The sequence below is a fragment of the Kribbella sp. NPDC051620 genome (assembly GCF_044453825.1).
GTDB lineage: Bacteria > Actinomycetota > Actinomycetes > Propionibacteriales > Kribbellaceae > Kribbella.
Genome location: NZ_JBITDB010000013.1, coordinates 25,301 through 45,522, shown reverse-complemented (window position 1 = coordinate 45,522; position 20,222 = coordinate 25,301). Strand labels below are relative to the sequence as shown.

The 20,222-nt window shown below is 67.0% G+C and carries 18 protein-coding genes; 7 read left to right on the top strand and 11 right to left on the bottom strand.

The features are described from left to right. Window positions 1-138: 138 nt before the first annotated feature. On the bottom strand, window positions 139-1,170 hold the full coding sequence (locus ACIA12_RS40465; protein ID WP_396372780.1) for a LacI family DNA-binding transcriptional regulator: 1,032 nt from the start codon (window positions 1,168-1,170) through the stop codon (window positions 139-141). 191 nt (window positions 1,171-1,361) lie between these two features. On the opposite strand from ACIA12_RS40465, the gene ACIA12_RS40460 reads away from it, so the two are divergent. Beyond that, on the top strand, window positions 1,362-2,441 hold the full coding sequence (locus tag ACIA12_RS40460) for an ABC transporter ATP-binding protein (protein ID WP_396372779.1): 1,080 nt from the start codon (window positions 1,362-1,364) through the stop codon (window positions 2,439-2,441). A 48-nt stretch (window positions 2,442-2,489) separates the two neighbouring features. Here ACIA12_RS40460 and ACIA12_RS40455 read toward each other — a convergent pair whose 3' ends face one another. Then, window positions 2,490-3,497: a glycosyltransferase family 2 protein gene (locus ACIA12_RS40455; RefSeq protein ID WP_396372778.1), complete on the bottom strand. Its 1,008-nt coding sequence runs from the start codon at window positions 3,495-3,497 to the stop codon at window positions 2,490-2,492. A gap of 66 nt (window positions 3,498-3,563) precedes the next feature. Between ACIA12_RS40455 and ACIA12_RS40450 the strand changes: the two genes are divergently transcribed. Beyond that, on the top strand, window positions 3,564-6,014 hold the full coding sequence (locus ACIA12_RS40450; protein ID WP_396372777.1) for a YfhO family protein: 2,451 nt from the start codon (window positions 3,564-3,566) through the stop codon (window positions 6,012-6,014). Here the strand turns inward: ACIA12_RS40450 and ACIA12_RS40445 are convergent. The 4 genes from ACIA12_RS40445 to ACIA12_RS40430 all read right to left on the bottom strand — a co-directional run bounded on the left by ACIA12_RS40445 (window position 6,011) and on the right by ACIA12_RS40430 (window position 9,716). Further along, window positions 6,011-6,997 carry an ABC transporter permease subunit gene (locus ACIA12_RS40445; protein WP_396372776.1) on the bottom strand — a complete coding sequence of 329 codons (987 nt, stop codon included), beginning with the start codon at window positions 6,995-6,997 and terminating at the stop codon, window positions 6,011-6,013. The genes ACIA12_RS40450 and ACIA12_RS40445 overlap by 4 nt on opposite strands. Next, window positions 6,994-7,926: an ABC transporter ATP-binding protein gene (locus ACIA12_RS40440; protein ID WP_396372775.1), complete on the bottom strand. Its 933-nt coding sequence runs from the start codon at window positions 7,924-7,926 to the stop codon at window positions 6,994-6,996. The genes ACIA12_RS40445 and ACIA12_RS40440 overlap by 4 nt, the downstream gene beginning before the upstream one ends. 94 nt (window positions 7,927-8,020) lie before the next feature. Beyond that, entirely contained in the window at window positions 8,021-9,061 is a 1,041-nt protein-coding gene (locus tag ACIA12_RS40435; RefSeq protein WP_396372774.1) for a CU044_5270 family protein, read from the bottom strand. Beyond that, window positions 9,054-9,716, bottom strand: coding sequence for an RNA polymerase sigma factor (locus ACIA12_RS40430; RefSeq protein WP_396372773.1), 663 nt, complete (start codon window positions 9,714-9,716; stop codon window positions 9,054-9,056). The genes ACIA12_RS40435 and ACIA12_RS40430 overlap by 8 nt, the downstream gene beginning before the upstream one ends. An 82-nt stretch (window positions 9,717-9,798) precedes the next feature. Here ACIA12_RS40430 and ACIA12_RS40425 point away from each other — a divergent pair, with 82 nt between their 5' ends. The 5 genes from ACIA12_RS40425 to ACIA12_RS40405 all read left to right on the top strand — a co-directional run bounded on the left by ACIA12_RS40425 (window position 9,799) and on the right by ACIA12_RS40405 (window position 14,064). Next, the gene (locus tag ACIA12_RS40425; RefSeq protein ID WP_396372772.1) at window positions 9,799-10,269 is read left to right on the top strand and encodes a DUF1348 family protein; all 471 of its coding nucleotides are present in this window, start codon (window positions 9,799-9,801) and stop codon (window positions 10,267-10,269) included. Window positions 10,270-10,383: 114 nt separating this feature from the next. Further along, window positions 10,384-10,692, top strand: a complete 309-nt coding sequence (locus ACIA12_RS40420) for a metal-sensitive transcriptional regulator (RefSeq protein WP_396372771.1) — start codon at window positions 10,384-10,386, stop codon at window positions 10,690-10,692. A gap of 35 nt (window positions 10,693-10,727) precedes the next feature. Further along, window positions 10,728-10,952: a heavy-metal-associated domain-containing protein gene (locus ACIA12_RS40415; protein ID WP_396372770.1), complete on the top strand. Its 225-nt coding sequence runs from the start codon at window positions 10,728-10,730 to the stop codon at window positions 10,950-10,952. After that, the gene (locus ACIA12_RS40410) at window positions 10,949-11,833 is read left to right on the top strand and encodes a hypothetical protein (RefSeq protein WP_396372769.1); all 885 of its coding nucleotides are present in this window, start codon (window positions 10,949-10,951) and stop codon (window positions 11,831-11,833) included. The genes ACIA12_RS40415 and ACIA12_RS40410 overlap by 4 nt, the downstream gene beginning before the upstream one ends. Beyond that, window positions 11,830-14,064 (top strand): heavy metal translocating P-type ATPase, encoded by a 2,235-nt coding sequence (locus ACIA12_RS40405; RefSeq protein WP_396372768.1) that lies wholly within the window; start codon window positions 11,830-11,832, stop codon window positions 14,062-14,064. The genes ACIA12_RS40410 and ACIA12_RS40405 overlap by 4 nt, the downstream gene beginning before the upstream one ends. 59 nt (window positions 14,065-14,123) lie before the next feature. Here ACIA12_RS40405 and ACIA12_RS40400 read toward each other — a convergent pair whose 3' ends face one another. The 5 genes from ACIA12_RS40400 to ACIA12_RS40380 all read right to left on the bottom strand — a co-directional run bounded on the left by ACIA12_RS40400 (window position 14,124) and on the right by ACIA12_RS40380 (window position 20,185). After that, window positions 14,124-15,680: a glycoside hydrolase family 13 protein gene (locus ACIA12_RS40400; protein WP_396372767.1), complete on the bottom strand. Its 1,557-nt coding sequence runs from the start codon at window positions 15,678-15,680 to the stop codon at window positions 14,124-14,126. A 26-nt stretch (window positions 15,681-15,706) separates the two neighbouring features. Further along, entirely contained in the window at window positions 15,707-16,678 is a 972-nt protein-coding gene (locus ACIA12_RS40395; protein WP_396372766.1) for a carbohydrate ABC transporter permease, read from the bottom strand. Then, window positions 16,675-17,604, bottom strand: a complete 930-nt coding sequence (locus tag ACIA12_RS40390; RefSeq protein ID WP_396372765.1) for a carbohydrate ABC transporter permease — start codon at window positions 17,602-17,604, stop codon at window positions 16,675-16,677. The genes ACIA12_RS40395 and ACIA12_RS40390 overlap by 4 nt, the downstream gene beginning before the upstream one ends. Beyond that, entirely contained in the window at window positions 17,604-18,986 is a 1,383-nt protein-coding gene (locus tag ACIA12_RS40385) for an ABC transporter substrate-binding protein (RefSeq protein ID WP_396372764.1), read from the bottom strand. Before ACIA12_RS40385 ends, ACIA12_RS40390 begins: the two co-directional genes overlap by 1 nt. Window positions 18,987-19,180: 194 nt before the next feature. Beyond that, on the bottom strand, window positions 19,181-20,185 hold the full coding sequence (locus ACIA12_RS40380) for a LacI family DNA-binding transcriptional regulator (protein ID WP_396372763.1): 1,005 nt from the start codon (window positions 20,183-20,185) through the stop codon (window positions 19,181-19,183). Window positions 20,186-20,222 lie beyond the last annotated feature (37 nt).

Sequence of the window (20,222 nt, the reverse complement as noted above, 5' to 3'; positions counted from 1 at the left end):
TTGTTCTTTGCTCTTGTTCTTTGCTCTTGTTCTTTGCTCTTGTTCTTTGCTCTTGTTCTTTGCTCTTGTTCTTTGCTCTTGTTCTTTGCTCTTGTCCTTTGCTCTTGTCCTTTGCTCTTGTTCTTTGCTCTTTGCTCGTCAGGGGCCGGGCAGGTGGTGGGGGCCGGTGGTGTTGCGGACTACCAGTTCTGGGCGGAAGAGGAATTCTGTGTGGGGGGTGGTGTGGCCGCGGACTTCTTCCAGGAGGGCTTGTACTGCGGCTAGGCCCATGGCCTGGACGGGTTGGCGGACTGTCGTCATCGGGGGGTCGGTGAATTCCATCATGGGGGCGTCGTCGTAGCCGACTACTGAGATGTCGGTGGGGACTGACAAACCGCGTTCGCGGGCGGCTCGAATGACGCCCAGGGCCATCATGTCGGAGCCGCAGACCACAGCGGTGACGCCCACGTCGAGGAGGCGTTGGGCTGCGGCGTGGCCGCCTTCTACTCCGAACATGCTTAGTTGGACCAGGTCGGAAAGGTCTGCATCCGTCAAGCCGAGTTGGGCTTTCATGGCGGTGCGGTAGCCGGCGAGTTTGCGCTGGACGACGATGAAGCGTTCGGGGCCGGAGGCGAAGCCGATCCGGCGGTGGCCCAGGGCAACGAGGTGGGAGACGGCCAGGTCCATCGCGGCGTACTCGTCGGAGGAGACGAAGGGTGCCTCGACGCCGGGGAGCCAGCCGTTGACGAAGACGACGGGGAGGTTGCGGTCGACCAGGGACTGGTAGCGGGCGTGGTCGGCGCCGGTGTCGGCGTGCAGGCCGGAGACGAAGATGATGCCGGAGACGCCGCGTTCGAGCAGCATCTCGACGTACTCCTCCTCGGTCGCGCCCGACGGGGACTGGGTGCACAGCACCGGCGTGAAGCCGCGTTGGGACAGCGCCGACTCGATCACCTGGGCGAAGGCGGGGAAGATCGGGTTGATCAGCTCCGGCATCACCAGCCCGATCAAGCCGGCCGACCGGCGGCGGAGCCGCGTCGGGCGCTCGAAGCCGAGGACGTCGAGGGCGGTCAGTACTGCCTGTCTGGTCTCTTCCGCGACGCCTGGTTTGCCGTTCAGTACCCGGGACACCGTCGCCTCGCTGACGCCGGCCTTGACCGCGATGTCGGCCAGCCTCGCTCTACTGCTCACGGCGGCACCTTACCCACCGGTCACTGAACTTGCAGCAAGAACTTGCAAGAAATTGCAGGCAAACGGGACACGTCACACGCCGTACACCTTGTCAGGAGCCGCGGCTCAGGTGAGGATGGGCGCACCCCCGCCTGGGGGCCTTTACTCGGATCGTCCGGCACGTTCCTGCCGGTGAAGGAAGGTACACAGTCATGGCTACTGTCTCGTTCAAGGCGGCATCCCGGGTCTACCCCGGTTCTGAGAAGCCCGCCGTCGACAAGCTGAACCTCGAGATCGAGGACGGCGAGTTCATGGTCCTCGTCGGCCCGTCCGGTTGCGGCAAGTCCACCTCGCTGCGGATGCTCGCGGGCCTCGAAGAGGTCAACGAGGGCTCCATCTACATCGGCGACCGCGACGTCACCCACCGCCCGCCGAAAGAGCGGGACATCGCGATGGTGTTCCAGAACTACGCCCTGTACCCGCACATGTCGGTCGCGGACAACATGGGCTTCGCGCTGAAGATGCAGGGTGTCTCCAAGGAGGACCGCGCCAAGCGGGTCCAGGAGGCTGCCAAGCTGCTCGGCCTCGAGGAGTACCTCGACCGCAAGCCGAAGGCGCTGTCCGGTGGTCAGCGTCAGCGTGTCGCCATGGGCCGCGCCATCGTGCGTAACCCGCAGGTCTTCCTGATGGACGAGCCGCTGTCGAACCTCGACGCCAAGCTGCGTGTCCAGACCCGCACCCAGATCGCCGAGCTGCAGCAGCGCCTCGGCGTCACCACCGTCTACGTCACCCACGACCAGGTCGAGGCCATGACGATGGGCGACCGGGTCGCGGTGCTCAAGGACGGTCTGCTCCAGCAGGTCGACACCCCGCTGAACCTGTACGACAACCCGAAGAACCTCTTCGTGGCCGGCTTCATCGGCTCGCCCGCGATGAACCTGCTGACCGGCAACCTGGTCGACGGCGGCGTCCAGGTCGGCGACTACACGATCCCGGTCGAGCGCGCCATCCTGGCCAAGGCCGGCAGCGACAAGACCGTGTCGATCGGCGTCCGTCCGGAGGCCTTCAAGGTCTCCGACAACGGCCTGCCGGTGAAGGTCGCCGTGATCGAGGAGCTCGGCGCTGACGCGTTCCTCTACGGCACCGCCGAGCACGACGGCAACCACCAGCAGATCGTGGCCAAGATCGGCGCCCGGATGAACGTCGAGAAGGGCTCGCTGATCCACCTCGAGGCTCAGACTGACAAGCTGCACCTCTTCTCGTCTTCGACCGAAGAGCGTCTGACTGCCTGATCTACGACATGAGAACGGCCCTGGGGTTCCATACCCCAGGGCCGTTTTTCAGTCTTGATCGAGCCGTACCTCGTCGGTATGGCTGTGCAGCTTGTACGTCGAGGTCACAGCCCCACCCAGTACGACGCCCGGCGGAGTCAGGTTGCTCTCCTTGACCAGGTAATGCGGCCGCTGCTTGGTCTCGTAGTAGATCCGCCCGATGTACTCGCCGATCACCCCGAGCATCACCATCTGCAGCCCGCCGAGCCCGGTGATCGCCGCGATCAGCGTGACGTACCCCGGCATCTCCACGCCCTGCGTCGCCGCCACCACGATCACCCAGATCGCATAGAGCACGGCGACCGTCGTGAGCAGCATGCCGACATAGATCGCCGCCCGCAACGGCTTGTTGTTGAACGACAGCAGCCCGTCCAGCCCGTACTCGAACAGCTTGCGGAACGACCACCGGCTCCGCCCGCCACCCTCGCGCTGGACGTTCTCGTACTCGAAGATGATCGAGTCGAACCCGATCCAGGCGAACAGCCCCTTGGAGAACCGGTTGTTCTCCTCCAGCTTCAGCAGCCCGTCGACCGCGCGCCGCGAGATCAGCCGGAAGTCGCCGACGCCGTCCATCAGCTCGACGTCGGCCCAGCGATTGATCAGCCAGTAATACGTCCGGGCGAGCAGCGTCCGGGTCGCCGGGTCGCCGGCCCTGGTCCGGCGCGCGATCACCTGGTCGAAGCCCTTGGTGTGCAGCTCGAGCATCCGGCCGATCAGCTCCGGCGGATGCTGCAGATCCGCGTCCATCACGATCACCGCGTCGCCGCCGGCGTGTCGCAGACCGGCCAGCATGGCGGCCTCCTTGCCGAAGTTCCGGCTGAAGGACAGGTACCGGACGGCCGGGTCGGCGCGCGCGATCTCGATCACCGCGTCGAGCGTGCCGTCCTTGCTGCCGTCGTCGACGTAGATGATCTCGTACGGTTCGTGGGTCCCGGTCAGCTCCCGGCTGACCGCCTCGTGGAACCGGGCGATCACGTCGGCTTCGTCGAAACAGGGAACCACCAGCGTCAACCGCATTGCACTCCAGGAGAGATCCACGACCTGGCCAGGAGTGTAGCCTGGCGCGCGGTAGAGGGGAGCGCGATGCCGAAGGCAAGAATCCCGGCGCCGGAGGCCTGGGTCGCGGGAGCGGTCGCGGCTGTCGGTTTCATGGTCGCGGGGATGTTCCGCGGCACCTTCCCGTTCGGGGACGCCTCACGCAGTACCAATGACCTCGGTGTGCAGTACATTCCGTTCTTCGCGCACTTCTGGGATGTCCTGACGGGCAACGCCCAGGGCGACCTGTTGTTCAACTGGCAGAGCGGGTTCGGGGTCGGCTTCCTCGGCGACTACGGGGTCGATCTCGGCAGTCCGCTGTCGCTGCTGGTGGTGCTGTTCCCGCGGGACGACATCGACCTCGCGGTCTTCGTGATCACCACGCTCAAGCTTGCATTGGCGGCCGCTGCAATGGCGGCCCTGCTCCGGCGGATGCGGCCCGGGCCGTGGTGGCTCGCGGCGGTGCTCGGCGCGTCGTACGGGCTGTGTGGCTGGGCGATCGACGATGCGGCGTACGTGCCGATGTGGCTTGACGGACTCATCGCGCTGCCGATGCTCTGCCTGGTCGGCGAGTGGTCGCTCCAGCGCAAGCACCGGATCCTGAGCGTGCTCGTGGTCGGCGTGTTCTGGGTGTCCAACTTCTACACCGCCTACATGGCGACGATCGCGGCCAGCCTGATCCTGATCGTTCGCGTGCTGACCAGCGAGCTCGCCTGGGCCGACCGCCTGCGCGGCCTGCTCCGGCACGCCGTCACGATGGTTCTCGGCCTCGCCCTGTCGACGCCGGTCCTGATCCCGGTCTTCAAGACCAACGCGCTCGCGGCGCCCTCGCCGTCCGGCCATTTCGTCCCCGTCTCGCTGGAGAGCTTCTTCTCGCGACTCCTGCCGCTGACCGAAGGCGTCTCCCGCAGCGCCGGCCTGTACGTCGGTACTGCGGCCCTGCTGCTCGCCGCGACGCTGCCGTTCAACGGGTCCGTCCGTGCCGTCACCCGGATCGCCTGGACCCTGCTGGCTGTACTCGTCGGCGCCTCGTTCCTCTGGAAGCCGACGCACGACGTCTGGCACGGCTTCGACACCCCGAACGGAAGCCAGTACCGGGAGGGCTTCGTCCTCTGCGCGATCCTCGTCATCGCCGCCTGGCTGTCCGTCGCCGACCGCACGCCAAGCTGGATCGCGTTGCTCGGCGGCACGGCACTCGTCGTCACGCTGGCGATCTGCACGCAGCACAGCCCCTTGCTCACCAACGGCAGCATCATCGTGCTGAGCTGCTCGGGCGGCCTCCTCCTCGCCGTGCTGCTGGCAATCCGGTACTTCGGGCAGGTACGGCTGGTCGCTCCTATCGCCGCCGTGCTGGTGATCGGCGCGATCGGCGTCGAGCTGGCGTGGACGGCGATCGTGGTCGATCAAGAGCGCAACAAGGTGCTCACTGCCTCCGCGGAGCCGTGGGGAGCGCAGCAGACCGACCTGGCCGACAAGGTCAAGGCGGCGTCCGGCTGGCCGCAGTACCGGACCGATCCTGGCACGCCGCTGACACCGAACGATCCGATTCTGCTGGGTGGGCAAGGGCCTGGGTACTACAGCAGCCTGCTGCCCGCGAGCCTGAACCACACGCTGACCAACCTCGGCTTCGGCTGGCAGGGATACGGGCGCGCATCGGTGGAGCTGGACAATCCGGTCACCAACGCGATCTTCTCCATCGGCGCCCGGCTCGACGACGGCACGATCAAGCGGGCCGAGGTGCCGCCGCTCGTCACGGTCCGCCCGAAGCCGGCTGACAACGCGCCCGAGCCCGACAGCGTTTTCGCTTATCAGGAACGGCTTCTGGGCTCGAAGGTGTACGACGTGCCGAAGTATCGGGGTCGTCGGGTCGACAAGGGGCTGGTCACGTTGACCGCGACCTGCCGGCCTGGATCGACTGTGTATCTGAGCCTGCCGCGCACGGGTGGGCAGGCGCGGATCGGCGCCGACAGCGACTGGCGGAACCTTATCGCCACCAAGCGGCCGGGCAGCAACACGAGCAGCGCGGTGCTGGACGTGGGCAAGACACCGGCCAACGGGGTGGCCGTCATCGAGCTGAAGATCCTCGTCTCGCCGTACCCGCTGCCGGTGACCGGCGCGATCGGCTGCCTCGACGAGGCCAAGTTGGCCAAGGCCGTCGCGGCTCTTCGCGCGGGCGGCGCCACTGAGGTCAAGGCGGGCGGCCACTCGATCGACGCGACGCTGAAGCCCGGAAGTACAGGGCTTGCGGTGGTCGCGGTGCCGCGGACCGAAGGCTGGCGTTGCTCGGTCGACGGCGGCAAGGCTCAGGAGGCCGGGGAGTTCGGCGGGCTGGTTGCGGTGCAGCTGCCCGGCCCGAGCCAGAAGATCCACTGTGGCTTCCGGCCGCCAGGCCTCGATCTCGGCCTGGCGGCCGCCGGTGGGTCCCTCTTGATCACCGGTGGACTTGCGCTGTTCTCCCTGCTGCGAAGGCGGCGGCAGGGCGCTGGTTCAGGCCGCTAGTTGACGTCGCGGCGGCGGAAGACCAGCGCGCCGAGCGCGATCACGATGACGGCGCCGATGCTCAGGTACCAGGCGCCGTGCTCGAAGGACAGATGCTTCTCGACCGAGTTGCAGCTGTAGCTGCCGTCCTGGCCGGTGGTGCACTTCTCCACGTAGTACGACGTGCCGTGCAGCACGAAGGCGTCGAAGTTCAGCCGGATCAGCCACGGTTGCACCTGGGTCAGGAAGCCGCCGAACACGCCTTCGACCAGTACTACGTACGCCATCACAACCCCGATCGCGGCTGCCGTATGCCGCAGCAGCAGGCCGACGGCACCGCCGATCGCCGCACCGACCGCCGTCATCAGCACGACCCGGCCGGACGTCTCGGCCAGGTTGCCCCAGACCTTGCCCGTCGTGCCGGCCGTGATGCCGAGCTTGTCGATGATCAGGTACGTGCCCAGCACCAGGATGCCGGTCAGCACCACCGCCACTGGGGCCAGCCCGATCGCGGCCCCGGTCAGCTTGCTGGCGTAGACGCGCATCCGGCGGGGCTCGAAGGTGAGCCAGTTGCCGATCGCCCCGCTGCTGAACTCGGCGCCGACGAAACTGGCGCCGATCAGGAACGCCATCGCCACCAGCAGGTACGACAGGCCCTGCAACATGGTCGGCATCAGCTCGGAGAAGACGTTCTTCGGTTTGCCGTACTGCTCGATCGTCGGCGGTCCCGGGCAGAAGTCCTTCAACGCGGGCTTCGGCTCCGGCGCCGAGGCGTACGAGGCCTCGCAGTCCTTCTGGTACTGCTCGCCGTGCAGCTCCCAGTCCTTCTGCGCCTGCTCGAAGTAGACCTGGTTCTGCTGCTGCTCGGCGGCCGACAACGGCCGGGAGTCACGCCAGGTGGCGAACAGCAGGAACGCGGTGATGATCAGCACGGCGGCGACGCCGATGACGGCGAGCCGGCGCGACATCAGCCGACGGAGCTCGACTCCGGTGAGGCGGATCACTGGTCGCCTCCGAGGCCCTCGTCGGCGGTCAGTTCGAGGAAGACGGACTCCAGGTCGGCGCGGACCGGGACCAGCTCGGACACGTACAACTCCTGCTGAGCCAGTCGCCTGGTCACCTCGGCCGAGTGCTCGGCGCCGTCGACGAAGAGATAGTTGCCTTCAGCCCGTACTGTCAAGCCGGACGCGGTCAGGATCGAGGCGGCCTTGTCCAGCTGGTCGATACTGATCTTCACGGTGGACTTGCCGGTACCGCCGATCACCTCGGCCACGGTGCCGGAGGCAAGCAACCGGCCGTGGCCGATGATCGAGACGGTGTCCGCGACCTGCTCCACCTCGGCCAGGATGTGGCTGCTGACCAGGACCGTGCGACCCTGCTCCCCCAGCCCGCGCATGGTCTCGCGGATCTCCCGGATACCGGCCGGATCGAGGCCGTTGGTCGGCTCGTCGAAGATCAGCAGGTCGGGCTCCTTGAGCAACGTGGCGGCGATCGCCAGCCGCTGCTTCATCCCGAGCGAGTAGGTCTTGAACCGGTCCTTGCCGCGCTCGTTCAGCGAGGTCTCCTCCAGCACCTCGCCGACCCGCTTGCGCGGCGCGCCGATCGCGTCAGCGAGCAGCTCGAGGTTCTTCCGGCCGCTGAACGACGGGAAGAACTTCGGCGACTCGACGATCGCGCCGACCCGGCCGACGACGTCGGGCAGCCGGTCCGGTACCACCTGGTCGAACACGGTCATCGTGCCGGCGTCGGCCCGGACCAGCCCGAGCAGCATCCGGATCGAGGTCGTCTTGCCCGAGCCGTTCGGCCCGAGGAAACCGTGCACCCCGCCGATCGGCACCTCGAGATCGAGCCCCTGCACCGCGACCACCCGCTTGCCCCGCCTGGTCCGGTACGTCTTCCGCAGCGCCTGCGTGCGAATTGCCAGCTCAGGCATGCCGCCCCTCTCCCTCAGTACCCCCTCAGCGAGGGGGACGCTCATCCTTGCAGAGGATGACGTCCACCTCGCCGGGTTTGTTGCTCGGTTGCAGCTACTGCCGCTCGCCCATCCGATCGACGATCCGGATGGCGACCGAGCTGAAGCCCAGAAGCTGGCCACGGTTCTTGCCGCTGGTGATGATCTGGCGCTCACCGATGAAGTCGCCGGTGCGCGGGTCGATGATGATCTCGTGGCGTTCGTTGCCGTCGTCGCTGCCGTAGGCGATGCCGACCTTGCCGTCCAGGTTGACCGCGCGGTCCGACACCTCGAGGTGGTCGAGGTTCCCCAGCGCCCGATACAGCGCGGACCGTACGTCGGCCGGCACCTGTCCGGTCCGGAGCGCGTCCGCGGCGTACACGAGCAGCTCGGTCTCGCCACGACTGTTGCGGGGCGCGTCCTTCTTCAGCCGCTTGAACAGCGCCTTCGGGTCGGTCGGCAGGCCGGCGGCCCACTCCGGCGTCGGGTCCTGCCAACCGCCCGCCCTCGTGCAGGGCTGCTGTCCCGCGTCGAGGTAGAAGTCACCGCACCGGGCACGCAGCACCTCAGGCGGCGCTTTGTCATCGATGTTCTTGGTGACCTCGTCCATCTGCTGCTGCGTGCCCTGGGTCAGCTTCCGGTGGCCGGTCGTGCTTCTGCGCTGCATCCACTCCTGGGTACGGTCGGCCGGGATCCAGGTCTCGGTCAGCTGCTCTTCGAGGAAGGTGACGCCCTGGTTCGGGGCCGTCTCGACGAAGTTGGAGACCCAGGCGCGGCTGACCCGATAGCGGTACTTGCCGGGCGGGATCACCGGATCCTTGGCGACCACATGGTCGGCGGCGGAGTTGAGTTCGGCCTTCGCCTCGGCGCTTCCGCCGGGTGAGTTGGTGGTGACCAGGAAGCCGCCGACTACAAGGGTGGTGACGGCGGCGGCCGCTGTCAGCGCATATGCCCAGCGTCGGCGCTTGCGGCGTACGGGACGATCGATGGCCGCCAGAAACGTGGCCCGGGAGGCCTCCAGCCGGGCCTGGTCGGTCGGTATGTCCTCGTGCAGGGCACCGAGAGCACGGTCCAGCTCATCCTCGGACCACAGATCGATCAGCTTGTCGTCAGTCATGGTGAATCGCCTCCGGGGTGGCAGTCAGGTGAGCGGTGGCGGCATGCGTGCGCAGTTGCCGGCGGATGCGATGCAGGCGGGACCGTACGGTGCCAACGGGGATGTCGAGTGCTTCGGCGACCTCCACGGTGGTCAGCTGGGCCCACGAGGTCAGGAACAGGACATCGCGGTCGCCGTCGGACAGGTCCGCGATCGCTGGGGCGATCTGGCGAGCCAGCGCCTGAGCGTCCACACGGTCCGAGACGATTCCGTCGTGCGAAGGCTGGTACGGCGTACGGCCTGCATCTGCGCGGCTCGCCGCCCGGAGGCCCCGGACTTCCTGGCGGACGTGGCGCCGGGCCAGGTTGGTCGCGATGCCGTAGAGCCAACTGCGAACGGCGGCGGTGGCAGGGTCGTAGGTCTGGCGCTGTTTGAAGGCGGTGAGAAAGGTCTCGCTGACCAGGTCGTGGGCATGGTCGGGGCCGACCCGGCGGGCGAGGTACCGGTAGAGCGGCGCGGCATAGGCGTCGAAGAGCCCGCCGAACACCGCGCTCGCATCCCGGCCGTCCAGCTCGGGCCGGTCGCCGTCCGTTTCACCGCCGGTGCCGCTGCGCGGCCCGCCGCCCCCGTGTGTACCGATGTCAGCCTCCGGGCTGTCGTAACGGATCGCTTTCATGATTCTGGTTGCCCGGAGGGTCCTTGGGCGTTCACGCTGGTACAAGCTTCAATGGATACAGTCGACCACTGAGGAGAATGCTGTGAAAGCTCGACCCCCGCTGCCCCCGTTCACGGAGGAGACGGCGATCCAGAAGGTCCGGGCCGCGGAGAACGCCTGGAACAAGCAGGATCCGGCCGCCGTCTCGCTCGCGTACACGCCGGACACCTACTGGCGGAACCGGGACACCTTCGTGAACGGCCGGGACGAGGTGGTCGAGTTCCTGACCCAGAAGTGGGCGCGCGAGCTGGACTACCGGCTGATCAAGGAGCTGTGGGCGTTCACCGGCGACCGGATCGCGGTCCGGTTCGTCTACGAGAGCCATGACGCGGCCGGCCAGTGGTACCGGTCGCACGGCAACGAGAACTGGGAGTTCGACGAGAACGGGTTGATGCGGGTGCGGCGGGCCAGTATCAACGACCAGGCGATCGCCGAGAGCGAGCGGCTGTTCCACTGGGACGCGCCGGGAGTACGGCCTGACGACCACCCTGGGCTGACCGAACTGGGGCTGTAATTCCAGTTACCCCCTATGGGTATCCGCCGTGGACTTGCGCTGGATACCCACAGGGGGTACCTTTTTGCTGTCGACATACCCCGCAGGGGTAGCAGTTGGGAGAAGAGGACCGCGATGACCACCGAAGAGAACGCCGAGCACGTACACGGATACACCTCGGAGAAGTCCAGCCACCTGAAGCGGCTGCGCCGGATCGAGGGCCAGGTGCGCGGCCTGCAGCGGATGGTCGAGGAGGACAAGTACTGCATCGACATCCTCACCCAGGTCTCGGCAGCCACCAAGGCGCTGCAGTCCTTCTCCCTCGAGCTGCTCGACGAGCACCTGTCGCACTGCGTGGTCGAGGCCGCGCAGCGGGGCGGGGTGGAGGCGGAGGAGAAGGTCCGCGAGGCCTCCGACGCGATCGCCCGGCTCGTCCGCAGCTGACATCTTCTGAGAACCTCCAAGCTAGGAGCACCGCTATGACCACCACCACGTACTCCGTCAACGGGATGACCTGCGGCCACTGCAGCGCCGCCGTCACCGAGGAGCTCGGCAAGCTGCCGGGCGTCCAGGAGGTCAAGATCGACCTCAACGCGGGCGGTACCTCCGCCGTGCACGTGACGAGCGAGACCGCGCTGGACGACGCCGCCGTGCGCGAGGCGGTCGACGAGGCCGGCTACGAGCTGGCCGGCTCAGGCTCATGACGCGGGCTGTCGCGGTCCGGCTCGGCGCGTTCGCTGGTGCACTGGCGCTGGCGTTCGCCGCCGCCTTCGCGCTCGGCTCCGCGGTCGACCCGGTCGCGGCAGCCGACCCGGCACCGGCCGCAGACTCACACGACGGCGGGATGGCCGAGATGCCTGACGCCGGTCACGGCGACGCCGACGCACAGCCGCCGGGGCTCGCGGTCTCCCAGTCGGGTTACACGCTGGTACCTCAGAGCACGTTTTTCCAGCCTGGTAAGGCGCAGACACTGGCCTTCACGATCCAGGGGCCCGACGGCAAGCCGGTCACGCAATACACGCAGACGCATGAAAAGGATCTCCATCTGATCGTCGTCCGGCGGGATCTGTCCGGGTTCCATCACGTGCACCCGACGCGTTCTGCCGATGGGGTCTGGAGCATTCCGTTCACGTTCACCGCGGGTGGGCAGTGGCGGATCTTCACCGACTTCGAGCCGGCCGCGCTCGGCGAGAAGCTCACCTTGGGTGCCGACGTCAACGTTTCCGGGCCGTACGTCCCGGTGCCGATGAACAAGCCGGCGAGCGTCTACTCGGTCGACGGGTACGACATCACAATGACCGGTACGCCGGTGGCCGGCGAGGAATCCACGGTGACCTTCAGCGTCAGCAAGGGTGGCAAGCCGGTCAGCGACCTGCAGCCGTATCTGGGGGCGTTCGGCCACCTGGTCTCGTTGCGGGGCGGCGATCTCGCCTACCTGCACACACATCCGTCCACGACCGAGAGCGGCCCGGAGATCGGGTTCGGGACGACGTTCCCGACAGCCGGGACATACAGCCTGTTCCTCGACTTCCAGCACGCGGGCAAGGTACGGACCGCCGAATTCACCGTGGAGGTGCCGCGATGACCACCCCGGACAACTCCGTCGAGCTCCTCATCGGTGGCATGACGTGCGCGTCCTGCGCCAACCGGGTCGAGAAGAAGCTCAACCGGATGGAAGGTGTCACCGCGACGGTCAACTACGCCACCGAGAAGGCGAAAGTGACGTTTGCCTCGGGCATCAGTACTGACGACCTTGTTGCGACGGTCGAGGCGACCGGCTACACCGCTTCGTTGCCCACTCCCCCTGTCGCTGACGGTCCGGAGCCGGTTGATGAGCTGCGGCCGTTGCGGGAGCGGTTGATCGCGAGTATCGCGCTCGCCGTACCGGTGATTGCCTTGGGCATGATTCCGGCGCTGCAGTTCGACTTCTGGCAGTGGGCTTCGCTCACCCTGGCCGCGCCGGTGGTGACGTGGGCGGCCTGGCCGTTCCACAAGGCCGCTTGGACGAATCTGCGGCATGGGGCCGCGACGATGGACACGTTGATCTCGGTCGGCGTGCTGAGTTCTTTCATCTGGTCGCTGTATGCGTTGTTCCTGGGCGAGGCGGGGGCGCCGGGGATGAAGATGCCGTTCACGTTGATCCCGTCGCGGGGCAGCGGGGCGGAGGAGATCTATCTCGAGGTCGCGGCCGGGGTGACGACGTTCATCCTGGCTGGGCGGTACTTCGAGGCTCGCGCGAAGCGACGGTCGGGCGCTGCGCTGAAGGCCTTGCTGGAGTTGGGGGCCAAGGACGTCGCTGTCCTGCGGGATGGCGTCGAGGTCCGGATTCCGGCGGAGCAGCTTGCTGTGGGCAACGAGTTCGTGGTGCGGCCGGGTGAGAAGATCGCTACCGATGGGGTGATCGTCACCGGGTCGAGCGCGGTGGATGCTTCGATGCTGACCGGCGAGTCGGTGCCGGTCGAGGTCGGCGAGGGGGACGCTGTTGTCGGGGCGACGGTCAACGCCGGCGGGCGGCTCGTAGTACGGGCTACTCGGGTCGGGGCTGATACGCAACTGGCGCAGATGGCGCGGTTGGTGGAGGACGCTCAGAACGGGAAGGCGGCTGTTCAGCGGTTGGCCGACCGGATCTCCGGGGTGTTCGTGCCGATCGTGATCGGGCTTTCGCTGGCCACGTTGGGATTCTGGCTGGGGAACGGATCGCCGGTGGAGGTCGCGTTCACCGCGGCGGTCGCGGTACTGATCATTGCCTGCCCATGCGCGCTGGGGCTGGCGACGCCGACCGCGTTGATGGTCGGTACCGGGCGTGGGGCTCAGCTGGGCATCCTGATCAAGGGGCCTGAGGTGCTGGAGTCGACGCATCGGGTCGACACCGTCGTACTGGACAAGACGGGGACGGTGACGACCGGGCGGATGGCGCTGGTCGACGTGCTGCTGGCGGATGGTGAGGAGCGGGCGGAGGTACTGCGGTTGGCGGGGGCACTCGAGCACTCGAGTGAGCACCCGATTGCGCAGGCGATCGCGCGGGGGGCTGCCGATGAGGTGGGCAAGCTCGCGGCTGTCGAGGACTTCGGGAACGTGGAGGGGCTCGGCGTACAAGGGATCGTCGACGGGCACGCGGTGCTGGTCGGCCGGACGCGGCTGCTGGAGGAGTGGAGCCAGCACCTGCCTGAGGGTCTGGCGCATGCGAAGGAGCACGCCGAGGCCGAGGGCAGTACCGCCGTCGCGGTCGGCTGGGACGGCAAGGCACGCGCAGTCCTGGTAGTAGCCGACACCGTAAAACCGACCTCAGCCGAAGCAATCCGCCAGTTGAAAGCACTGGGCCTGCGACCAGTGCTGCTGACCGGCGACAACGAGGCAGTAGCCCAGAAGGTGGCCGCCGAGGTAGGCATCGACGAGGTCATCGCCGAGGTCCTCCCCGCCGACAAGGTCGACGCGATCAAGAAACTGCAAGCGGAAGGCCGCACGGTCGCGATGGTAGGAGACGGCGTCAACGACGCCGCCGCGCTAGCCCAGGCCGATCTCGGTCTCAGCATGGGGACTGGCACCGACGTGGCGATCGAGGCCAGCGATCTGACCTTGGTCCGAGGCGACCTGCGGTCGGCAGCCGACGCCATCCGGTTGTCTCGCACCACCCTCAGAACCATCAAAGGCAACCTCTTCTGGGCCTTCGCCTACAACATCGCCGGCCTCCCCCTGGCAGCCGCCGGCCTCCTCAACCCCATGCTCGCCGGCGCCGCCATGGCCTTCAGCTCAATCTTCGTAGTAACCAACAGCCTCCGCCTGAGGCGCTTCCAGCCGCTCACACCCTCGATCTGAGGAACCCCGCGTGAGCACCAGGTCTGTGGCCGTGGTGCTCACGCGGGGTGGGCGGCGGGTCAGCGGAGCCAGGCTGTTGTGTCTGAGGGCAATCTGCCCTCCTCTAGTGGGCTGCTTGTGAGGAGCACCTCGGTGTGAGCCGGGAGATCGATGAGGTCTGAGGTGAGGTTGGTGATGGAGGTCAGGGATTCTCGGGTGAAGGCTAGGACGCCTGAAGCCGAGTCGAGCCAGGTGAGAGTGCCGTCGCCCAGCGATTCGCGGCGGATGGCTAGGCCGTTGCGGTAGAGGGCGAGCATGGAGTTCTGGTCGGCTTGCTGGGATTCGACGGTGAGGTTTTTCCAGTCGGGGGGTTGAGGGAGCCAAGGGGTGCCTGAGCCGAAGCCGAAGGGGGGTTCTTTGCCGGACCAGGGGATGGGGACTCGGCAGCCGTCTCGGCCTCGGTCGGTGCCGTTGGAGCGGGTCCAGAGGGGGTCTTGTAGGAGGTGGTCGGGGAGGTCTTCTACCTCCGGGAGGCCTAGTTCTTCGCCTTGATAGACGTACAGGCTGCCGGGGAGGGCCATTGCCAGGAGGGCGGCGGCTCGGGCTCTGCGTTCGCCTAGGACCGGGTCGGTCTCCATGCCGTGTTTGCGGTCCTGGTGGGAGAAGGACGTGTCGGGGCGTCCGTACTTCGTGACCGGCCGCGTCACGTCGTGGTTCGAGAGCACCCAGGTGGGCGGCGCTCCGATCGGGACGTGGGTGGTCAGCGTCAGGTCGATGGAGGCGCGCAGTTCGGCCGCGTCCCAGGGGCGGGAGAGGAAGTCGAAGTTGAAGGCGGTCTGCATCTCGTCGGGGCGCAGGTACAGGGCGAAGCGTTCCTGGTCCGGCATCCACATCTCGCCGACCAGGAAGCGGCCCTCGTACTCGTCGGTGATCTGCCGCCAGCCGCGGTACACGTCGTGCACCTCGTCGTGATCGGTGTACGACTCCTCGACGCTGTCCAGGTCCTTGAAGAGCACCGCCGCGCTGTCGATCCGGATCCCGTCCACGCCACGGTCCAGCCAGAACCGCAGGATCGAGTGGAACTCCTCCACCACCTCCGGGTTGCGCCAGTTGAAGTCCGGCTGCTCGGGCGCGAAGAGATGCAGGTACCACTGGCCGTCGGGGACCTGGGTCCAGGCCGGGCCGTTGAAGATCGACTGCCAGTTGTTGGGCGGTACGCCGTCGGAAGCGCCGTCGCGGAACAGGAAGCGCTCCCGCTCCACCGACCCCGGCCCGGCCGCCAGTGCCTGGACGAACCAGTCCTGCTGGTCCGAGCCGTGGTTCGGCACGATGTCGATGATGGTCCGGATCCCCAGCGCGTGCGCCTCGTCGATGTACGCCTCGGCCTCCGCCAGCGTGCCGAAGCTCGGATCGATCGCGCGGTAGTCGGCGACGTCGTAGCCGCCGTCGGCCATCGGCGACGGGTACCACGGGTTCAGCCAGATCGCATCGACACCGAGCTCCGCCAGGTACGGCAGCCTGGCCCGCAGCCCGGCCAGATCGCCGATCCCGTCACCGTTGCCGTCGGCAAAGCTGCGCAGATAGACCTGGTAGATCGCTGCTCCGCGCCACCATGTGCCGTCATCTGTTAGAGGCATTGCTTCTCCTTGGGGGTTGGAGGGGATCAGCCTTTGAGGCTTCCGGCGGTGAGACCCGCCATGATGCTGCGCTGGAACACGAAGAAGACCAGGATCGTCGGCAGCGACGCGATCACCAGCGACGCGATCAGCACGTTCTGCGGCATCTGCGCGGACAGCGACGCGATCCCGACGCTGATCGACATCTTGTCCGTCTCCGGCAGGACCAGCAGTGGCCAGACGAAGTCCTTCCAGACCGTCACCACCGACAGGATCGAGACGACTCCGAGGATCGGCCGCGACACCGGCAGCACGATCGACCACAGGATCCGCATCGGCGACGCGCCGTCGATCTCGGCCGCCTCCAGCAGCTCGCGCGGGATCGAGTCGAAGAACCGCTTGAGCAGGAAGATGAAGAACCCGTTCGCTGCCGCCGGCAACCAGATCGCCCACGGGGTGTTGAGCAGGTTGAAGTGGAACAGCGGCACGTCCTTCGCGACCAGGTACGTCGGCAGCAGCAGCACCATCGGCGGGATCATCAACGTGGCCAGCATGAGCGCCAGGATCAGCTTGCCGAAGAAGGGTCGCAGCTTCGACAACGCGTACGCCGCGGTGACGTCGACCGCCAGCGTGAACAGCCAGGCGCCACCGGCGTACAGGGCGGTGTTCTTGAGGAAGATGCCGAGCTGGAGCTGGTTCCAGGCGTCCGCGTAGACGCCGAAGTCGAAGTGTTTGGGGAAGAAGCTCGGCGGGATCTGGGCGATCTCCTCCGGCGACTTCAGCGCACCGGTCACCATCCAGTAGAGCGGGAAGACGAAGGCGAGCGTGAAGCCGATCACGACGACGACCAGCACGGTCCAGTACGTCGCCTTGCCACGCACCGATCGCAATGCCAGCGGCGACACGAGACTCCGGGTCTCGTACCCGTGCCCCTTGTCCTTCTTCTTCCTGGTACGCCGGGGAGCCGGCGCCGGTGTGGTTGCCTCCAGCACCTGTCGTGGTTGCAGCGTGGTCGTCATCGGCCCCCCTCGTTGTCGCGTGAGACGCGCAGGTAGATCGTCGAGAAGACGATCAGCACCACCATCAGCATCAGGCCGAGCGCGCCGCCGCCGCCGAAGTCGCCGAAGTTGAAGGCGTACTGGTACATCAGGTAGGCCACCGTCACGGTCGCGTTCTCGGGGCCGCCACCGGTCAGCAGGTACGGCTCGATGAAGACCTGCATGGTCGCCACCACCTGGAGCAGCAGCATCACCAGCAGGATGAGTTTGGTCTGCGGGATCGTCACGTGCCAGACCCGCTTGAACAGCCCGGCGCCGTCGAGCTCCGCGGATTCGTACAGCTCACCGGGAATGCTCTGCAGCGCGGCGAGGTAGATCAGCGTGCCGGTGCCGAGGTTCATCCAGGTCGAGACCAGGACGAGTGAGATGAGCGCGGTACTGGAGGAGTCGAGCCAGCTCAGCGGCGGGATGCCGAAGACGTCGAGGATCTGGTTGAACAGACCCGCGCCCGGATCGTAGAACCACTTGAACAGCAGCACCCCGACCGCCGGCGGCAACATCACCGGCAGGTAGACGACGAACCGCAGGTAGGCCCGCGCGTGCTTGAGCTCGTTCAGCACCACCGCGAGCACGAAGGGGATCGCGTACCCGACGATCAGCGCGAGACCGCTGAAGGCGGCCGTGTTCAGCCACGCGGACCGGAAGGCCGGGTCCTCGATCACGGTCCGGAAGTTGTCGAAGCCGACCCACTTGGCGGGATCGACGAAGTTGTTCTCCTGGAAGCTCAGGACGACCTCGCGGATCATCGGGTACCAGGAGAAGAAGGCGAAACAGATCAGTGCCCCGCAGAGGAACCCGTACGCCGTGAGGTTCCTGCCCACCGCGCGGCGCGCCGCTCCCTGGGGAAGGGAACGGCGCACCGGCGGCTTCGCGGTCAGTACCGCCATCAGGTGTTCTTGGCGAGGATCTTGTTGGCCTTGCCCTCGGCGTCCGAGAGCAGCTTGCTGATGTCGGCGTCCTTACGAGTCAGCACCGCGGACATCGCGACGTCGAGTACCGCGTACAGCTCCTGCGCCTTCGGCGGCTCGAGCTTGTTGGTGATGTTCGCCTGCGCGTCGACGTACGGGGTGAAGTGGTCGACCGGCACGGTGGCGAACTGCTTGCGCAGAGCAACGATTTCCTTGCCCGGCGCGCTGTTGCCGTACAGGTCCGGGATCGGCAGCCCGACCGGGCGGCCCTGGGCCTTGGCCCGCTCGTAGTTGAACTGGCCCTGGCCCGGCGTCAGCTCGTGGAACTGCAGCCAGAGCAGGCCGGCCTTGATCTTCTCCGGCGTCGCCTTCGGGTTGAACATGTACCCGTCGCCACCGCTCAGCGACGAGTGACCCTCGGACTCCGGTACCGCCGTCACGCCGTAGTCGTCGAACTTGCCCTGGAAGTCGTTGTTGACCGACTGGACCACGTCCGGCGCGCCGATCATCATGCCGAGCTTGCCCGAGCCCATCATCCGCATCAGGTCTTCCCACTGCAGCAACTGCTTGGTGCCCATGCTGTTGTCGTCCCAGCGCATCTTCTTCAGGTTCTCCAGCACGGCCTTGCCCTCGTCGCTGTTGAACGCGGCGGTCTTGCCGTCGTCGCTCACCATCGATCCGCCACGGGCGTACAGCGAGGCGGCGAAGTGCCAACCGCCGGTGTTGCCCGCGCTGTACTCACCAAAGCCCGTGTAGCCCGCGCCGAGGCCGGCGATCTTCTTGGCCGCCTCCTGCACCTCGGACCAGGTCTTCGGCGGCGAGTCCGGGTTCAGGCCGGCCTGGGTGAAGAGCTTGCGGTTGTAGACCAGGCCCATGTTGTAGTTGTTGCGCGGCAGGCCGTAGCTCTTGTCGCCGTCCTTGAAGACGCTCTGGACATCGGGGCGGATGTCCTTGAGTTCCTTCACGTCACCGATGTACTGGCTGATGTCCGCGGCCTGCTTGGCCTTGATGATCTTCTGGACATCGGTGTAGTAGACGTAGAACACGTCCTCCTGGGTGCCGCCGGCCAGCTTCGCCTGGAAGGTGTCCGGGTTGATGCAGGGGAACGCGTCCTTGCTCTGGATGGTGATGTTCGGGTGCAGCTTCTGGAAGGCCGCCACGTCCTCGTCCCACCCGGCGCGTTCCTTCGGGTTGCTCTTCGGCGGCTGGCATCCCACGGTGATGGTCACGGGAGCGTTCGCGTCGCCCGATCCCTGGGCGGCCGGCTTGTTGTCGTCCCCGGATCCACAGGACGCGGCGGCTAGGCCGAGCCCTGCCACGAGCAACAGGCTGAGCGCCTTGCGGTGGCTCGTTGTCCTCATCGATGTGCCCTTCTACTGGCGAGGGCGTTTTCCGTCCCGCCCCTCGGATGTGGTCCGTACCGTAGGCAACACGACTGGATGTGCGCAATAGTTCGATCGCAAGTTGCAAAAACGTGACTCCTGGCCGGAACAACGCAAAACGGGGGCCTTGAGCAGGAATTCTGCTCAAGACCCCCGCAGGGTGTCTGTCGTTGTCAGACCTTGGCTGGCGCCCGCACCCGAGCCGTCGAGGCGCGTACCACCAGCTCGGGCTCGAACAGCAGCTCATCGGCCGGTACTGCGGCGCGCTCGATCAGCGCGACCAGCATGTCGACCGCGGCCCGGCCCATCGCGTCGATCGGCTGCCGGACCGTCGTCAGTGGCGGGTCGGTGCAGTTCATCATCGCGGAGTCGTCGTACCCGATCACCGAGACGTCGTCAGGTACGGACAGGCCGGCCCGGCGGACGGCCCGGATCGCACCGAGCGCCAGGATGTCGCTCGCGCAGACGATCCCGGTGACGCCCTGCTTCACCAGCCTGGTCGCGGCCGCGTGACCGCCCTCGAGCGAGAACATCGTGTGCTCGACCAACTCCGGATCAGCCTCCGGAGACTTCAGGAAAGCGTCCAGCTTGCGGCGCGAGGGGATGTGGTCGCGCGGGCCGAGCACCATCCCGATCTTCGTGTGCCCGAGCGCGCGCAGGTGCCCGATCGCCATCTCCGCGGCCACCACGTCATCCGATGACACCTGCGGGAAGCCGAGGTGGTCTACGGCGGCGTTGACCAGTACGGTCGGCAGCCGGCGCTCCTGGATCAGCTCGTAGTGTGCGTGCGGCGCATCCGCCTGGGCGTAGAAACCGCCGGCGAAGACGACGCCCGAGACCTGCTGCTGCAGGAGCAGGTCCACGTAGTCCGCCTCGGAGACGCCACCGACTGTCCTCGTGCACAGCAACGACGTGAACCCCTGCTGCGCCAGCGCCCCGCCGACCACCTCGGCGAAGGCCGGGAAGATCGGGTTCTGCAGCTCCGGCAGCACGAGGCCGACCAGGCGGGCCCGATCCCCCCGGAGCTGGGTCGGGCGCTCGTAGCCGAGCACGTCGAGCGCGGTCAGCACCGCCTCGCGGGTCGCCTCGGAGACCCCCGGTTTGCCGTTGAGTACCCGGCTCACGGTCGCCTCGCTGACCCCGACCTTCTTCGCCACCTCAGCAAGTCGTCGCGTCATAGCGCAAACACTACGCCACATTCCGCAAATTCTTGCG

Bases quoted from the DNA above. Each gene is read 5' to 3' on its own strand.
- ACIA12_RS40460 (WP_396372779.1), top strand. From the start codon at position 1,362: ATGGCTACTGTCTCGTTCAAGGCGGCATCCCGGGTCTACCCCGGTTCT.
- ACIA12_RS40455 (WP_396372778.1), bottom strand. From the start codon at position 3,497: ATGCGGTTGACGCTGGTGGTTCCCTGTTTCGACGAAGCCGACGTGATC.
- ACIA12_RS40450 (WP_396372777.1), top strand. From the start codon at position 3,564: ATGCCGAAGGCAAGAATCCCGGCGCCGGAGGCCTGGGTCGCGGGAGCG.
- ACIA12_RS40440 (WP_396372775.1), bottom strand. From the start codon at position 7,926: ATGCCTGAGCTGGCAATTCGCACGCAGGCGCTGCGGAAGACGTACCGG.
- ACIA12_RS40435 (WP_396372774.1), bottom strand. From the start codon at position 9,061: ATGACTGACGACAAGCTGATCGATCTGTGGTCCGAGGATGAGCTGGAC.
- ACIA12_RS40430 (WP_396372773.1), bottom strand. From the start codon at position 9,716: ATGAAAGCGATCCGTTACGACAGCCCGGAGGCTGACATCGGTACACAC.
- ACIA12_RS40420 (WP_396372771.1), top strand. From the start codon at position 10,384: ATGACCACCGAAGAGAACGCCGAGCACGTACACGGATACACCTCGGAG.
- ACIA12_RS40415 (WP_396372770.1), top strand. From the start codon at position 10,728: ATGACCACCACCACGTACTCCGTCAACGGGATGACCTGCGGCCACTGC.
- ACIA12_RS40410 (WP_396372769.1), top strand. From the start codon at position 10,949: ATGACGCGGGCTGTCGCGGTCCGGCTCGGCGCGTTCGCTGGTGCACTG.
- ACIA12_RS40405 (WP_396372768.1), top strand. From the start codon at position 11,830: ATGACCACCCCGGACAACTCCGTCGAGCTCCTCATCGGTGGCATGACG.
- ACIA12_RS40400 (WP_396372767.1), bottom strand. From the start codon at position 15,680: ATGCCTCTAACAGATGACGGCACATGGTGGCGCGGAGCAGCGATCTAC.
- ACIA12_RS40395 (WP_396372766.1), bottom strand. From the start codon at position 16,678: ATGACGACCACGCTGCAACCACGACAGGTGCTGGAGGCAACCACACCG.
- ACIA12_RS40390 (WP_396372765.1), bottom strand. From the start codon at position 17,604: ATGGCGGTACTGACCGCGAAGCCGCCGGTGCGCCGTTCCCTTCCCCAG.
- ACIA12_RS40385 (WP_396372764.1), bottom strand. From the start codon at position 18,986: ATGAGGACAACGAGCCACCGCAAGGCGCTCAGCCTGTTGCTCGTGGCA.
- ACIA12_RS40380 (WP_396372763.1), bottom strand. From the start codon at position 20,185: ATGACGCGACGACTTGCTGAGGTGGCGAAGAAGGTCGGGGTCAGCGAG.